This is a genomic window from Roseicitreum antarcticum (assembly GCF_014681765.1).
GTDB lineage: Bacteria > Pseudomonadota > Alphaproteobacteria > Rhodobacterales > Rhodobacteraceae > Roseicitreum > Roseicitreum antarcticum.
Window position 1 is genome coordinate 1,366,591 of record NZ_CP061498.1, and the last position, 15,559, is coordinate 1,382,149.

At 59.7% G+C, this 15,559-nt stretch carries 14 protein-coding genes and 1 tRNA gene; 5 read left to right on the forward strand and 10 right to left on the reverse strand.

Annotation, left to right across the window (positions count from 1 at the left end; genetic code table 11):
- Window positions 1–372: 372 nt before the first annotated feature.
- The 3 genes from H9529_RS06525 to H9529_RS06535 all read right to left on the reverse strand — a co-directional run bounded on the left by H9529_RS06525 (window position 373) and on the right by H9529_RS06535 (window position 4,411).
- Window positions 373–2,385, reverse strand: a complete 2,013-nt coding sequence (locus tag H9529_RS06525) for an OmpA family protein (RefSeq protein ID WP_092892697.1) — start codon at window positions 2,383–2,385, stop codon at window positions 373–375.
- A gap of 273 nt (window positions 2,386–2,658) precedes the next feature.
- Window positions 2,659–3,150: a hypothetical protein gene (locus H9529_RS06530; protein WP_092892699.1), complete on the reverse strand. Its 492-nt coding sequence runs from the start codon at window positions 3,148–3,150 to the stop codon at window positions 2,659–2,661.
- Window positions 3,151–3,751: 601 nt separating this feature from the next.
- A complete protein-coding gene (locus H9529_RS06535) occupies window positions 3,752–4,411 on the reverse strand; it encodes a TetR/AcrR family transcriptional regulator (protein ID WP_092892701.1) in 660 nt (219 codons plus the stop codon).
- A gap of 110 nt (window positions 4,412–4,521) precedes the next feature.
- Between H9529_RS06535 and H9529_RS06540 the strand changes: the two genes are divergently transcribed.
- Together H9529_RS06540 and H9529_RS06545 are read left to right on the forward strand one after the other, a co-directional pair.
- Entirely contained in the window at window positions 4,522–5,415 is an 894-nt protein-coding gene (locus tag H9529_RS06540) for an NmrA family NAD(P)-binding protein (protein ID WP_092892707.1), read from the forward strand.
- Window positions 5,416–5,663: 248 nt separating this feature from the next.
- Entirely contained in the window at window positions 5,664–6,656 is a 993-nt protein-coding gene (locus tag H9529_RS06545; RefSeq protein WP_092892703.1) for an aldo/keto reductase, read from the forward strand.
- A gap of 42 nt (window positions 6,657–6,698) precedes the next feature.
- Here H9529_RS06545 and H9529_RS06550 read toward each other — a convergent pair whose 3' ends face one another.
- Window positions 6,699–6,890, reverse strand: a complete 192-nt coding sequence (locus H9529_RS06550) for a hypothetical protein (RefSeq protein WP_143033567.1) — start codon at window positions 6,888–6,890, stop codon at window positions 6,699–6,701.
- Complete coding sequence (locus H9529_RS06555; RefSeq protein ID WP_092892862.1) at window positions 6,887–7,780, reverse strand: IS1 family transposase; 894 nt, start codon at window positions 7,778–7,780, stop codon at window positions 6,887–6,889. The genes H9529_RS06550 and H9529_RS06555 overlap by 4 nt, the downstream gene beginning before the upstream one ends.
- Window positions 7,781–7,867: 87 nt before the next feature.
- Between H9529_RS06555 and H9529_RS06560 the strand changes: the two genes are divergently transcribed.
- Complete coding sequence (locus H9529_RS06560) at window positions 7,868–8,815, forward strand: helix-turn-helix transcriptional regulator (RefSeq protein ID WP_223814317.1); 948 nt, start codon at window positions 7,868–7,870, stop codon at window positions 8,813–8,815.
- 239 nt (window positions 8,816–9,054) lie between these two features.
- Entirely contained in the window at window positions 9,055–9,540 is a 486-nt protein-coding gene (locus tag H9529_RS06565) for a hypothetical protein (RefSeq protein ID WP_092892858.1), read from the forward strand.
- Between the two features lie 634 nt (window positions 9,541–10,174).
- On the opposite strand, the gene H9529_RS06575 is transcribed toward H9529_RS06565, so the two are convergent.
- The 3 genes from H9529_RS06575 to H9529_RS06585 form a co-directional block, all read right to left on the reverse strand.
- Window positions 10,175–10,741, reverse strand: coding sequence for a hypothetical protein (locus H9529_RS06575; protein ID WP_092888125.1), 567 nt, complete (start codon window positions 10,739–10,741; stop codon window positions 10,175–10,177).
- Between the two features lie 163 nt (window positions 10,742–10,904).
- A tRNA-Asn gene (locus H9529_RS06580) sits at window positions 10,905–10,979 on the reverse strand.
- A gap of 54 nt (window positions 10,980–11,033) precedes the next feature.
- The gene (locus tag H9529_RS06585) at window positions 11,034–11,942 is read right to left on the reverse strand and encodes an MBL fold metallo-hydrolase (protein ID WP_223814318.1); all 909 of its coding nucleotides are present in this window, start codon (window positions 11,940–11,942) and stop codon (window positions 11,034–11,036) included.
- Window positions 11,943–12,028: 86 nt separating this feature from the next.
- On the opposite strand from H9529_RS06585, the gene H9529_RS06590 reads away from it, so the two are divergent.
- On the forward strand, window positions 12,029–13,498 hold the full coding sequence (locus H9529_RS06590) for an ATP-binding protein (protein WP_223814319.1): 1,470 nt from the start codon (window positions 12,029–12,031) through the stop codon (window positions 13,496–13,498).
- 22 nt (window positions 13,499–13,520) lie between these two features.
- Here the strand turns inward: H9529_RS06590 and parA are convergent, their stop codons facing one another.
- Entirely contained in the window at window positions 13,521–14,153 is a 633-nt protein-coding gene (parA, locus tag H9529_RS06595) for a ParA family partition ATPase (RefSeq protein WP_092888119.1), read from the reverse strand.
- A 488-nt stretch (window positions 14,154–14,641) separates the two neighbouring features.
- Window positions 14,642–15,541, reverse strand: coding sequence for an RNA polymerase sigma factor RpoH (rpoH, locus tag H9529_RS06600; protein ID WP_092888116.1), 900 nt, complete (start codon window positions 15,539–15,541; stop codon window positions 14,642–14,644).
- Window positions 15,542–15,559 lie beyond the last annotated feature (18 nt).

Here is a 15,559-nt window from a genome sequence, read left to right on the forward strand (position 1 = left end):
TCTTCTGGCTATTGCGGCGTGCGCCAGATGCGCAGTCAGCACTCCGAAGGCCTACGAGTACATCTGCAAGATCGGGACATCAGAGCCGGATCGATTCATCCTCGACCCGATCCACAAGATGCCGGGAATGAACACCTAGCAACTGGATTTTTCAGTTCTCTTTGACAGCCGATTGTTGACGGTTCTGGGTTAACAAGTTCGCTACGGTAGCGCAGTAGCGCTTACGTTCACCGGCGCGGGGTGTACTTTCGTACACGATATCAGTGTGTTAAGCGGAAACCCCTCTGGTTCAGGTGGATTCCTCGGGGGAAGCCACCTGAGCCAGTTTGAGGAAGCCACTTTGACCGAAAACCAGTTCCTGAAGGGTACGTTTCAGTTCGCCACAATCTGTCGCAGCAGCGGGGTAATGCGGCGCACCGTCGCGCGGCGGTTGCTTTCTTCCGCAGACTGCGTCTCCACTTTCAGGAACGCTTCTCCATAGCCCTGAACGATCAGGTTTTCAGGCGGAATACGGAATGCTTCGGTCAGGGCGAGCGCCACCGATTCCGCGCGCCGGTCTGACAGGGCAAGGTTATAGCTTGCGCTTCCCACCGCATCGGTATGTCCCTCGATCAGAAACACCTCGCGCGGGTTCTCGAACAGCTGTTCCTCGATCACAATCCCGAGCATCACGAGGCTACGGTCCTGTCCTGCCGGGATTGCGGCAGAGCCTGTCGCAAACGTTACCGTATCAAGATCAATCGCCGGAACGAGGCTGCGCACCTGCTCGATTTCGCGGATCTGGCGCAGGCTGAACGTCCGGCCCGCATCATAGGCCATTTCTTCCCCAATCGCCGCACGCAAGGCATCTCTATCGCTCGTTGCCACCGATAGCCTGCGAGGGGCTGGGCGCGTTTCCTGCAATTGGCGCACATTGACCGCCGGTGCCGGTTCAAGGTCGTCGAAGAGTTCGTACCGCGTACCATCAGGATAGATTACGACACGGCGCAGGACCCGCCCGCGGACATCACGAATTGTCACCACCTGAGACCCGTCAACCCGATCAAGCGTATTACGGGTGGAACCGTCAGAAAAGGTCTCGTTGCGGATGTTCGCCCCGGGTTGGCGCAACAACGCGTCGTCGTCTTTGTAAATGGAAAGCCCCCTCGAACCTTCGACGACAACGCGGTCGCCGGTATTCTCCACCACGCGGTCGCCATTTCGCAGCAACGAACCGACGGCAACGGCACCAAGGCCCAGCAATAGCGCCTTCTCGATGGTGCTTAGCCCGCTGTCCTGCGCTGGGGTTTCGGTCGTACCATCGACAGCGGTTTCGAAATCTTCCTCACTGGTGCGGACAGACTCCGCATCCAGGGTTTCCTCGACCACATCTACAGGTTGCGCCGTTGCCTCCTGTGTGGCTGCGATTGGCGTCTCGCCCTCTTCGGCCACGGTCGGATCTTCCTGAGCCATTTCCTCGGCTTCTTCTTCTGTGAGCTGATCCTCAGCTTCCGCTTCCGCTTCTGGTGTCGCTTCTGGTGTCGCCTCTGCTTCAGCCTCTGCGGCAGCTGCGCTCTCTGCCGCCTGCACCTCGGCCTCCGCTTGTGCTGCCGCCTCTGCTTCTGCCTCCGCCGCAGCCGCATCCACTGCCGCTTGCGTCTCAACTTCCACTTCTGCTGCCGCCTCTGCCTCAGCGGCAGCCGCGTCTTCTACCGCCTGCGCCTCGGCCTCCGCTTGTGCTGCCGCCTCTGCTTCTGCCTCCGCCGCAGCCGCATCCTCTGCCGCTTGCGCCTCGACTTCCAATTGTGCCGCCGCCTCTGCCTCAGCGGCAGCTGCGTCTTCTGCCGCCTGCTCCTCGGCCCCCGCTTGTGCTGCCGCCTCTGCCTCAGCGGCAGCCGCGTCTTCTGTCGCCTGCGCCTCGGCCTCCGCTTGTGCTGCCGCCTCTGCTTCTGCTTCCGCCGCAGCCTCTGCCGCTTGCGCCTCGACTTCCAATTGTGCCGCCACCTCTGCCTCAGCGGCAGCCGCGTCCTCTGTCGCCTGTGCCTCCGCCTCAGCAGCAGCCGCGCTTGCTTCTGCCTGCGCCTCGGCTTCCGCTTCGGCTGCCGCCTCTGCTTCGGCCTCAGAAGCAGCCACGTCCTCTACCGCCTGCATCGCGGCCTCCGCTTCTGCTGCATCGTCCGCCAGCAGCCTTGCAGCCTCTTCCGCCTCTGTTGCCTTGAACTCTGCCCGTTCCTCCAGGGTCGAACCTTCTTCCGGCTCCCCTTCCGGGCAGGGTGGTTTGCTCTCGTCGAGGCAGAGCAGCTCGGCGTCCTGCGCCCACGCTCCAGTGACAATCGCAGGGTGCGGCAACAGCAACGACAAGCTGGCGACAAGCGCTGTCGTGGTCTTGAGCGGTGAATGAGACATTGTGTATTCCTTTGCTTTCGGTTGGACCGACCGTGATCAACGTGGTGCGGGTTGAACAGCCGGCCAAAACGCGGACGCGCTTTTCTTGAAAACACCATGTGGCGCATCAAACGAGCACAATTGAAACCAGGCTAGCTCAATAGGGGATGTTATCCAAATACATGACCCGCGTTATCCGAATACACGGCCTTCTGCGGGTGCGCCGGGTCCAAGATCGACGCATCCTTTCTGGAGCCCAAAACATGAGGAATTTGGCGGACAGACAAACGAAATCTAGTAGAAGGCGCGACAATCCTCAGCCAGCAGATAGACACGCTGGAACATATCCCCGTCGCCATCGAAAAAGCTGTTGCGCAGAGTCACGCCCATCTCGAACATCTCCCGGCCATCAAGGCAGATCACCTCGGCACGCGATTCTATCATGCTTCGCGTGTCGATGGCAGTGGCGCGCGAATACGAGGAGCTTGTCACGTATACATACTCCATAATGCGCATGCGCGGCAGGAAGAAAGCGTCGTTGAGCGTCAACGTATCCGTCACCGCCGTCGGCAGACCTTCCCGCGCGTTGGCTGCCACCTCCTCCAGAAATGCCTCCTCGTCAGGCGCACCGAGCGCGGCCGGCTCGGCGGGCGGCACTGGTTCAGGGATGGCTATTGCTTCAATATTCGCGGTTGGCGATGCGGGTGGCCTTCCTTCGGGAACCAGCACGAAGTAGCCGACCACAGCCAATCCCAGAACGCCAAGACCGACAATGTATTTCATCATATGAATGCCTCCCATCTCATTCAGTCTGACTGTTATCGGCTTCTGGGTTGAAAGCAAGGTTACGAGCTGGGCGCAACGGGCCTCAGGATAGTGGAGTTACTGACACATTGGGCGGATTGTGTTGAACAACTCTGTTTTCGGCACTGTTCGATGATAGTTTTCGCCGTACAGGTCGACTAGCTTTTGCTGGCGAGAGGTTCGGCCAGATTAGCCTTTCGCCGCTCATGTGCCAGCTCTCGCAACCTGACGAACGATCTACTCTGACTTCTTGGCTTGATGGGCTTTGGCCCGGAAATCGTGTTGTCTGAATTTCGGAGTTTTTCAACAAAATGGGCGGGAACCGGGCCTTTGCTGCGATAGCAAGGTGAATATGTGGGGAAGCTGGGAGCTGACCTTCATATTGGCCCGGTGGAGGCCAGCACGCTGAACGAATGCAACGCAGCGAGAGCCGATCTGACCGATTTTTTGCAATAAACCGAACAACTGCGGTCTTAAGGATCGCGCCATTTCGTGACGTGCCTGGCGCAACTGTTGGTGCTGAGTCCATGACCAAGGGCCACGGCTGGACTAGGGGTGGGTCTATTGGGCGTTTGAAGGGATCTCAACTTACCTCTTGCAGCAGCCCATTTTGGTCCAACGTGTCGAGGGCAAATGCGATCATGCTTTCGATGGCAGACGCGGACATCCCGGCGTCGCGCCCAGTCAGTGCGGCCAGCATGATCGGTGCGAATGTCAGGTCGAGAAAGCGTTCAGCAACGAACACCGCCTGGTCCGAGGGCCCGTAATCTTGATGGCTTGACGTCACCGCACGCGCGACGATGTCGACCACCCGAGATCGCGCCATGCCATCCACCTCGGCGATGAGGTCTGGAAAGCGACGCGCCTCTGTCAGAAAGAGACGCATCAAGGCGAGTGGAATTGGAGATATGGCCTGCGTCAGCACCGCCTTGCCCACGGTCGCAAGTCGATCCCTTAACGTGCCATCTGGTAGGGTAGGTGCATGCATGGAGAGCGCACTGCTGTCGACAGCATGCCGGACGACTGCAGTGAAAAGCGCATCTTTGCCCGCGTAGCGTGCATAAAGGCTGGCCTTGCCGACCTGCGCCTGTGCAACGACGGCTTCACAACTTGTCACCGCCACTCCGTCTCTCAGAAATAGATCGGTCGCAGCGGCAAGGATGCGAGAGGTAACTTCGCCTTCGTCCTCGCGTCGAGGGCGTCCGCGACGTGTGCTGGTCTTGGGATTTTGCTCTGCTGTCATGAGCGTGGTGATAGCAGGTCGGCAGGAGAAATAAAACTGAACGACACCGTTCCATTTATCGAAATGCGATGTATATCACATGGCAACGGCACGTTGGCAAAGGGGCGGACATGAAAAGCAACACAGTGATTCTGGCAGGTGCCACGGGCGACCTGGGCGAGCGCATCGGTCAGGCGCTCCTGCGCAAAGGTGCAGAGGTCCGCGCGATCGTGCGCCCCGGCACATCACAGAACAGGAAGCGACATCTGGAGACGCTGGGGTTTGCGCTGGCAGAGAGTGCATATGATGAACCTTCACTAACCGCGATCTGCGCGGGTGCTGACTGTGTTGTTTCGGCCTTGAACGGCCTGGAAGACGTCATCATTGACCAGCAAAGCGTGCTGCTGGATGCGGCGGTCGCCGCGGGTGTTCCCAGGTTCATCCCGTCTGACTTCTCCCTCGACTACACCCGGACCCGCCCCGGCGAGAACCGCAACATGGATTTGCGCCGCACGTTTCGGGCGCGCCTTGATGCAGTACCCATCCGCGCGACCTCGGTGCTGAACGGTGCCTTCTCGACCGTTTTGACTGACGACGCGCCTATCCTTCTGCCACGGGTCCGGCGCGTGCTGCACTGGGGTGATGCAAACCAATCGCTCGACTTTACGACCAAGGATGACGTGGCCGACTTTACCGCCGATGTCGCCCTGGACGCCGACGCACCGCGAGACCTGCGCATCGCCGGTGGCAGTGCGTCGGCGACGGAACTGGCGGCGATCGCAACCGCGCTGTCGGGGCGGCATTATCGCACCATCCGGGCGGGCGGCATGGGCCTGTTGGGGTCGGTGATCCGGCTGACGCAGCGGGTCGCGCCGGCCGAAGGCGAGGTGTTCCCGGCATGGCAGGGCATGCAATATCTGCGCGATATGATGAGCGGGCGCGGACAGCTGATGACCCACGACAACGCACGCTACGGCAAGGCCGACTGGGCGGACATCCGCACCATGATGTCTGGCCGGGTCTGAAGTTTCCAACAGCAGGACTGAACATGACAGACGATATCACGCCACATACCCGACGACGCACTCGCCATTCATGCAGACGGACATGGTTCGAATCAGCTCCACTTCGAAACCCAATACAGGGGTAGTGAGAGGTGTCGGAGAGGCCATCGGCCAATGAAAGCGCAAGACACTACCACAGCAATTGGACTTGGAAGAGCCAGCCCAACGGCCTAAGATCGGTCTCAAATCAGCGAGCAGGGATCAAAGCTATGTCATTGACAACACGTGCCTTCGGATCGAGCGGCATCGACACAACCGCCATCGGGTTCGGGGCTTGGGCCATCGGCGGCACCTGGGGCGAAGTGACGGAAGTAGACGCCAAGGCAACGCTGAACGCGACGCTCGATGCCGGCGTGACCTTTCTCGACACCGCCGACGTCTACGGCGATGGTCGGTCCGAGCGGCTGATTCGCGACGTGCTGGCCATCCGGTCCGGCCCTCGCCCATTCGTGGCGACCAAGGCCGGACGACGCTTAGACCCGCATGAGGCGCAAGGATACACCAAGGACAACCTGACGGCCTTCGTGGACCGTAGCCGCGACAATCTGGGCATGGACACGCTGGATCTTCTGCAGCTTCACTGTCCGCCGACGGCGGTCTACTACGAGCCTGCGGTATTCCGTGCGCTGGACGCGCTCGTCGATGAGGGAAAGATCGCTCGCTACGGCGTCTCTGTCGAGAAGGTCGAAGAAGGACTGAAGGCGATCGATTTTCCGAACGTCGCCTCTGTTCAGATCATCTACAACATGTTCCGCCAGCGTCCGGCCAAACTCTTTCTGAACGAAGCCCGGCGCCGCGGCGTCGCCGTCATCGTGCGCGTTCCGCTGGCCAGCGGAATGCTGACCGGCAAGATGACCCGCGAGACCGAATTCGCGCAGGATGACCACCGCAGCTTCAACCGCGACGGCACCGCCTTCGACAAGGGTGAGACTTTTGCCGGCGTCCCTTACGATGTGGCTCTCGATGCCGTCGACGAGATCCGTGCGCTGGTGCCGGGCGACGCGACGATGGCGCAGATGGCGCTACGCTGGATCCTGATGAACGAAGCCGTCTCGGTCGTTATTCCCGGCGCACGCAGGCCTGATCAGGCCCAGGCGAATGCAGATGCCGACGCACTCGCGCCACTCTCGCCGGAGACGATGGACAAGGTGCGCGGCATCTACGAGGCGCGTATTGCACCGCACGTCCACCATTTGTGGTAGCCTGACGGTCCGGCAACGCCCTGATCTGCCTCACGCCACCCGTCATTTGAAGGGGTCGAGGATATCCCAGCCATCGGCGCTGTGGATGTTGCCGTGCCGCGCAGTGCCCGAATGGCTGGTGAGTTTGATGTGTGCATGGCTGATCGTCCGATACACCAGCCCACCCACATCGACAAACCGCCGCTTGTGCCCTTGCAGCGAAAGCAAATTACATCCCGTTCGGTAGTGGGTCACTTTGAAATATCTTTTTTCTTATAGGGTCCGCGCTTCTTTGGCGCTGCGTCTTCTGCCTTTTCCACCAGCGCCACGATATCCTCAACTTCCCAAGGCGTATCGACAAGGCCAGCGGCCATGGCTGGTGTCATGCGCAGGGTCTTGTGGGTGCGGACGAAGTTGTAATGCATGAAGTGCAGGGCAACCGCGTAAGCGTGGTTCTCCGCCTTCTTTGAGAAAGCATTTGTCAGGCGCGTGAAGCGGCGCATACCCATCCGCATTGTTAGGTTCTGGCGTTCAATGTGCGATGTCCCAACATCTTCCATGATCGGGTTGCCAAAAATTGCCTCTTTGGTAGCGCCCGTGCATTCCGCTGGTGAATACTTGCGCTCGTGGCCCTTTGTACCTGTAGGGTTGCCGTAGTACTTAATCAGCATGGCGTAGTCCACATCGCCAGAGAAAGCGTCTGTGACCGCCTTGAGGTAAGCGCCGTGCCCGTCTGTGGTCAACTGGATGCGGTTTGCAACGCGCGCCGCCAGATCAAACATGAACTCACGTGCTGTTGCGCCGGAGCGATCCCCGATGGTGTAGCTGATCATCAGCTTGCTATCGCGGTCCATTGCAGTCCATGTCCAGATATCGCCAGCGTCAGATGGAGCAGCTTTTGCAGTCTCCACGTTCTTTGCCTTGGCGTAGCAGAACGACCATATCTCATCGGCCTGAACGTGCTTGGCCTCAACGCCTTTGACGTTTTCATCATGGTAGGCGGCACAGGCTTTGCCCGCGTCCTCAAGCAGCTTGGTGACGGTGTTCTTGGACACGTCAGCGATACGCGATGTGGCGCGGATGGAGTTACCCTCCACCAGAAGGCGGATGATCAGGGCGCGGGATTTTGTGTCAAGTTTTCTCATAGGTTCAACCTAATTTTAAACTGACCAACAGTCAAGCATTTTATAAGTTCGTGCGATTAATCGCATGTTGTCTATTGCCTGCAAAAGATGAGCGATCTATACAGCATCATGGACAAAGAAGAATACAAATCTCCGGGCCAGCTAGTGGCCGCTCTCCTCGCAGATCGAGGGTGGACCAAGAAAACCTTGGCGATCATTTTGGGCGTGGATGAATCCCTTGTCAGCAAGACAGTCTCCAATGTTCGCAAGGTTGATGCCTCAACAGCCATCATTTTTGAGGAAGTGTTCGACGTTCCTGCTGTGCGTTTTCTATCCCTGCAAAAGGATTATGATCTAGCTGTTGCTAGGATTGAAAGCACACCGGACCCCAAGAGACAAATGCGTGCAGAACTGATTGGGAAACTGCCGATCAATGCAATGATCAAAAGGGGCTGGCTTGAAGCGGAGTCAGTTAAAGATATTGAAAGTGTCGAGAGTTCATTGCTTCGCTTCTTTCAAGCCAACCGCCTTGAAGACATTGAAACGCTCCCACATGCGGCAAAGAAAACAGAAGTCAGCATAGCCGCAACACCAGCGCAACTCGCGTGGCTTTATCGTGTCAAAACCCTTGCCTCCGAAATGATGGTCGCACGTTATTCCCCTGCATCGGTGAAGTCGGCCATAGCCGAAATAAAGAACCTCGTTCACTCCGCAGAAGAATTGCGGAAGGTTCCCCGAATATTGGCAGAAGCGGGTATCCGCTTTGTTATCGTTGAAGCGTTACCGTCCACCAAAATTGACGGTGTTTGCTTTTGGTTGGATGGCAACTCACCCGTTATCGGCATGTCATTGCGCTTTGACAGGATCGACAACTTTGTCTTTGTTTTGCGTCACGAACTTGAGCATGTCCAAAATCGAGATGGGTTAATCGAGATGATTTCAATGCTTGATGTAGATATTAACTCTGGTGAGGCTACGCAGATCACGCAGGAACTCAAAGACCAAGAAGATCGCGCCAATGCCGCAGCTTCTGAATTCTGCGTCCCAAGAAAATGATGGATGCCTTTATCTCGCGCAAAGCACCAGTTTTCGCCAAACGTGACATCATAGGGCTGGCGAGAATGCTCAAGGTCCACACTGGCCTAGTTGCTGGACAGCTTCAATTCAGAACTCAAAAATACCACCTTGGGCGGGAATATCTCGTCCCTGTTCGCTCAATTGTAACACCAAATGCCGTCACTGACGGGTGGGGTGATGTTGCCCCTACTGATGCCTATTAGAAAGGGGCTTTCACCATGAGTAAGAAAAAAGATCTGCAAAGGCTAATTCGTCACTACAAAGACGAAACAGGCGAAATCCAAGTTGATATGAAAAAGGTGGCAAAGTTCGCCCAGCTTATGGGCTGGGATATGCCTGTTCCCAAAGACCCACTTGATGTTCTTGCCCAAGAACTTTCCCGCGCAGCACGGGACGAGATCAAGCATGATGATGATAGTGGTCGCCCTTACAGGGTGAACCATGCGGTGCCAATCAAGCAAGGCCAGCAAACGCTGTTTGTTTGGATTGATATCGATGAAGCGCCACGGAATATGATGCAAAAATCTCTCTACCTACGCCGAGAGCAAATGGTCGGTGATGGATTGCAGTTGAGCTACGACGCTGATCGCTGGAACTCTCGTCACGCTGACGAAAGACAAATTGAACTTGATTTAGACCTGAACTTTGATGTTGAACTGCGGAAGCACGCTGCCGATGCAGAGGATGAAGTCACTGACGATTAATCTCCTGACTTCTTCCAACGAGCAGCGGCAGCGACACTCGAAATTTCGCTCCGCTGTTCTGGCGTCAAATCCAATGCCCTAGCTTTGCCGCCCTTTTTCCCACCCTTGCGCTGTCCAGACGTGTCGGGATCATGCACAGGTTCATAACTAGCGGCCATGTCCACAATGAACTTGGCAAGCTGGTTGGCGTCACGGGGTCTCTTGGGTTTGTCTGTCATAGCCCTAAGATAATCACTCCCTCGCGCGAGGGCAAACTATCTTATTTCAAAGTGACCCACTACCTCCCGTTCAACCGACCTTGCCCTTCGAAAATGCTGCGGGATGCACGAATGGCCGGTTCAGTGACGCTGCAATACGGCTTCCAAACGGCACGCGAATGGCAAGTTTGGGCCAGGAACGTCGAACAGCAGGTTGCCTTCGCAATGGGCGGCAAGCGGAGATTTGTTGGAACTGCAAAATTCGTTCCGCCTACTCCTTAAGCAGACCTTCGACAGGCATTGTTGCACAAATGGAGTGAGGGATTCCGTGTTTGAACCCAGCATGGTAGCTGGCAGGCATGAGCAGTTGGTCCCCTACGAAGTACAAGACTAGGATCTGGCCTTCGTACAACACGGCGCTGAAGCAGCGCGGTTGGCTAGGCGTCCATGATCTGTGCCAGGTGCTCTTGTGACCGAAATGTTTTTCCAGTGATTGCGGTGAAATCCTTGGCCAGCCTATCCTTCATGCCCGCGTTCGAGATGGCATTTGCCTCAGCGCGATAGAATCGCATGACGTTTTCCAATGTCGAGGCTGACCAGTCCGGACGGATCCGGTTTGCGGGAAATGCCTTCCGGATACCATCGGCAAGCAGGGTCTCCACTGCGATGCGTGCAAGTTCGCGGTTTTCCGTCGACATCGACCCGAGGCGGCCGGTCATCCGCTCCATGCGATGCTGACGCCGCATGTCGGACAAGCACTGTTGGAGGCAGACGGTCATGTACCATGCCATCACCTCCTCCGGCAATTCTTCCAGCATGAACAGGAAACTATCGAGCAATTCATCAAACTCCGCGGTCAACTTCCATGACCACGTATGAGCAAATTTCAGGTCTGACGTCCCCAGAGACACGAAAATCGGTGAAAGAGCTGTGGATAACCCCGGAATGCGCCGCCGGAAATAACACCGGCCGCCCTGTTGGGTCACGTATTTCTGTTGATGCATGTCGAGCCCTTTTGAGGGGGACGACTTCAACCGGAAAAAAGACCTTGCGAGGCACCGGCGTGAAAGACCTGTGCAAGATTTGTGCAAGATTTCAGACCAAACCGCCTCAGGTCGTCGGAGCGAAATTCCGAACCTGAACGATTTCAGTAGCTTAAAGCTGAATTGGCTCCGGCGGTAGGGATCGAACCTACGACCAATTGATTAACAGTCAACTGCTCTACCGCTGAGCTACGCCGGACCATGCAGGGCATATAGCAAGTGATTTCCGGGGCGTCCAGAGCGAAATCGCGGTTTATTTATCCGAATTCCGCCCGCCCAACCCCGGCACGAACCGGGCCGCGAAAGCCAGGTCGCCCAATGCTTGCGCCTGGTTTTTCCGGCACAGATCAATCAGATGCGCGAAGACATTGCGCTCGGCGGCCGGGCGCAGGGCGGCGGGGGTCTCGGTATAGATATGCCGCGTCAGGGCAGGCACGGTGTCGATACCGCTGTGCAACGCCGCCAGGATCGAGGCCCCGCGCGCCTGCCGGTGGTGGCGGAGCGCCGCGATACGGGCCGCGGGGTCCGCGACCGGGGCGCCGTGACCCGGCAGCAACACGCCGGGTGCTGCGGCCTCCAGCAGGGTCAGGCTGTCCATGTAGGCCGTCAAATCGCCATCGGGCGGCGAGATCAGCGACGACGCCCAGCCCATCACATGATCGCCTGAGAACCCGATACCGCGCCACAGGAAAGACAGATGGTTGCTGCAATGCCCCGGCGTCCACAGCGCCCCCAACCGCTCGGCACCGAAATCCACCGCGTCGCCGTCACGCAAGATCCGGTCCGGGCGAAAGTTGTGGTCCAGCCCCTCGCCGCCCTCCGACAGGCCGCGCTGCGCCAGATCCGCCATGACGGCGCTGCGCCCGGCCCCGGGCCCGCCAAAGGCGCAGACCGGCGCGCCAGTCCGCTGCGCCAGCGTCGGGGCGGCGGCCGAATGGTCCAGGTGGCTGTGTGTCACGCAGATCGCCACCACCACCTCGCCCGGTGACAGCGCCGCCAGCACCGTGTCGACATGGCGCGGAATGGCCGGGCCGGGGTCGATCACCACAACAGCGCCTTCGCCCAGAATGTAGGTATTCGTCCCCTCGGCGCACATGGCAGAGGGGTTGGGCGCCAGCACGCGGCGGACCCCGGACGCAGGCTGGTCAACCGCCCCGGTCACCGCGCGCGCCCATAAAAACAACCCGTGTGCCAACCGGCTGACGTGATATAACCCCGGATATGATTGCACATTGGTTAAAATCCTTCATGCCACGCGGGTTTTACGGGCGGGCCGCGCTGATCTTGATCGTCCCCATCGTGACGATTCAACTGGTCATGTCCATCGTTTTCATCCAGCGGCATTTCGAGGGCGTGACCCGGCAGATGACCGAAAGCATCGTCGCCGAGCTGAGCTATATCCTGCCCCGCATCGACGCCGCCCCTGACCTCGATACGGCGCTGCGCGACCTGCGCCCGCTGTCAGATGCGCTTCAGATCGGTCTGCGCCCCGCAACACCTGACGCGCCGCCGCCCGCGCGCGACCGGCGCCTGTTCTATGACCTGTCGGGGCGCGCGGTGATCGACACGTTGCGCGCCGCCCTGCCGCAATACCGCGTCGCCGATTTGCTGAACCCCGAAGATCTGGTACTTTTCTGGATCGACACGTCGCATGGGCTGGTAGAGGCGACCCTGCCCCGGCGCCGCGTCAGCGCCTCGAATCCGCATCAGCTTCTGGTCATCATGGTGTTCAGCGGGCTGGTGCTGACGCTGATCTCGGCGATTTTCCTGCGCAATCAGGTGCGGTCGGTGAAACGGCTGGCGGCGGCGGCCGAGGCCTTCGGGCGCGGCCAGAACATGCCCTACCGGCCCACCGGTGCCACCGAAATCCGCGCAGCAGGGCGCGCGTTTTTGGACATGCGCGCCCGGATCGAACGGCAGATCGAACAGCGCACCTTGATGCTGTCAGGGATCAGCCACGACCTGCGCACGCCGCTGACCCGGCTCAGCCTCAGCCTGTCACTGGCCGATGAGAACGACGAGACCCGCGCGATGCAGGCCGATCTGGCCGAAATGGCCCGGCTGATCGACAGCTTTCTGGATTATGTGCGCGGACAGGCCACCGCCGAAAGCGCCCAGGTCGATGTGGTCGCGCTACTGGAGGGGTTGATCCTCAACGCCCGTCGCTGCGGTGGGGATGTGCGGCTGATAGAAGCACCTGGCACGGCCATCGCGACGCTGCGCGTCAGCCTGATCGAACGGGCGATCGACAATCTGATCAGCAACGCCCTGCGCTATGCGGGGCGCGCCGAAATCCAGCTGAAATGCAGCGATACCCGGCTGGTGATCTGTGTCGAGGATGACGGCCCCGGCATTCCAGATGATCGCCGGGAAGAGGCAAAACGCCCCTTCGTGCGCCTCGATCCCGCGCGCAATCAAGACCGGGGCAGCGGTGTCGGGCTGGGACTGGCGATTGCCGATGATGCCGCGCAGATGCATGGCGGCAGGCTGATCTTGTCGCGCAGCGCGCGGCTGGGCGGGCTCTGCGCCTGCATCGACCTGCCGCGCGGCACCGAGGCCGCAGGTGGGCGGCCACAATCGACCGGCCTAAAGTTGACCGCGCTAAAGATACCCAGGCGACAATCGACGCGGCGCAAATCACCCCGGACCAAAACCACAGCGCCCAAACCACCCGAACCAAGATCACCTGGGCCAAAATCACCTGGACCAGCAAACTGACACAAGCGCCGGGCGCGCGGGGTTACGCCAGCGCGCTGAGCACTTCGTCCAGCAGCGCGGCAACCTCGGCGCGGACCTGCGGGCTGGCCTTGCCCTCGATCGCCGACAAGCCCTGCCCCAGCGTTTCGGCATAGATCACCCGGTTGGCCAGTTGCGCCTCTGCCACCGGCACGTCCAGCGCGGCTGCGGCCGCTCCGACCTCGGCGCCCAGCCGGGTGCCCGCGCGCGCCCGGTTCAACACGATCAGCGCCGCCTTGTCTTCGCGCCGCGCCAGGTCCAGCACGCCCTCGGTCGCCCACAGGTCGACGTGGCTGGACGCCACCGGGATCAGCACGATATCGGCCTCGCGCAGCGCGGGGCGCAGGTCGGCATCGACCTTCGGTGGGGTGTCGATGATGACGAAATCCGCGTCACCGCGCAGTTTTTCGCATTCATACGCCACGCCCCAGGCCGAGGCGGTCGAGAATGCCATGCCCGCCGTCCCCAACGCGGCACGCCGCGCCATGAACCACCGCCCCAATGATCCCTGCGGGTCGGTATCCAGAAGCGCCACGGATTTCCCCGCGCGCGTCAACGCGACGGCCAGCGTCACGGCCAGCGTGGTCTTGCCCGACCCGCCTTTTTGCTGGGCGATGGTGATGACTTTTCCCGACATTTCAGGTCCCCTTCTGGTTCAGTGCGCCGTCCTAGGTGATGCCGTGCCAGGTGATGCCCCGCACCGGCGGCCCCGTATCACTGCCTCAACGCGCCCGATGGAAAACCGGATCGCAGATTCGGACAAGACAGTCCCGGCGCCTGAGGCGGCGCGGGCAGCGCCGCGTCCCGAATTCCGGCACACCGCCCTGCCCTGCCGCGCCCCCGGACCGGCACTTTCCCTTGCTCTATCCCCGGGGCAGCGCCGTTCACAACGAAAAGCCCCGGATGCGGCGCATCCGGGGCGGAACGTGTCAAAAATGCCAATGATGTGGGCAGCCGGGGATCACTTTGGCGGCCGGGTCAAACCCAGTTGGCAGCCAGGCATCACCCTACCGGCCGGGTCACATGGTGTTGGCAAGCAGCGACCGGCTTACCCATCTGATCAATTGATTGACCTCACCAGCCCCAGCCTTTCGGTGGCCCGGAACAATCAGTTTACCAGAACAATCAGTTGACCGGAATCGCCATGCCCTTGTCACGTGCCAGCGTGCGCATCCGCCCTTGCAGCTTCTCGAACGCCCGCACCTCGATCTGGCGGATGCGTTCGCGGCTCACCTCATAGCGGGTCGAAAGATCTTCCAGCGTGACCGGATCATCCAGCAGCCGCCGCTGGGTCAGGATGTCCTTTTCCCGGTCGTTCAGCGCATCCATCGCCGCAATCAGCAATTCCCGCCGCGTGTCCAGTTCGTCCTTTTCAGCGTAATTGCCGGCCTGATCGGCGGTTTCATCCTCCAGCCAATCCTGCCAAGAGGCCGTTCCGTCCGAATCCGACCCCACCGTCGCGTTGAGCGATGCATCGCCCCCCGCCATGCGGCGGTTCATCGCGATGACCTCGCCTTCCGTCACGCCCAGTTCGGTCGCAATCCGCGCCACGTTTTCGGGCCGCATATCGCCGTCTTCCAGCGCGCCGATCTTGTTCTTCGCCTTGCGCAGGTTGAAAAACAACTTCTTCTGCGCCGATGTCGTGCCCAGCTTGACCAAAGACCACGACCGCAGAATGTATTCCTGAATGCTGGCGCGGATCCACCACATCGCATAGGTGGCCAGCCGGAAGCCCTTTTCGGGGTCGAACCGCTTGACCGCCTGCATCAGGCCCACATTCGCCTCTGAAATAACCTCGGCCTGCGGCAGGCCATAACCGCGGTAGCCCATGGCGATCTTGGCGGCCAGCCGCAGGTGGCTGGTAACCAGTTGGTGCGCCGCCTCGGTATCTTGATGATCGACCCAGCGCTTCGCCAGCATGTATTCCTGCTCCGGCTCCAGCATCGGGAAACGCCGGATTTCCTGCAAATACCTGTTCAGACCCTGTTCCGGCGAGGGGGCTGGAAGATTGGTATACGTGCTCATCCTGATAGTCCCTCTCAA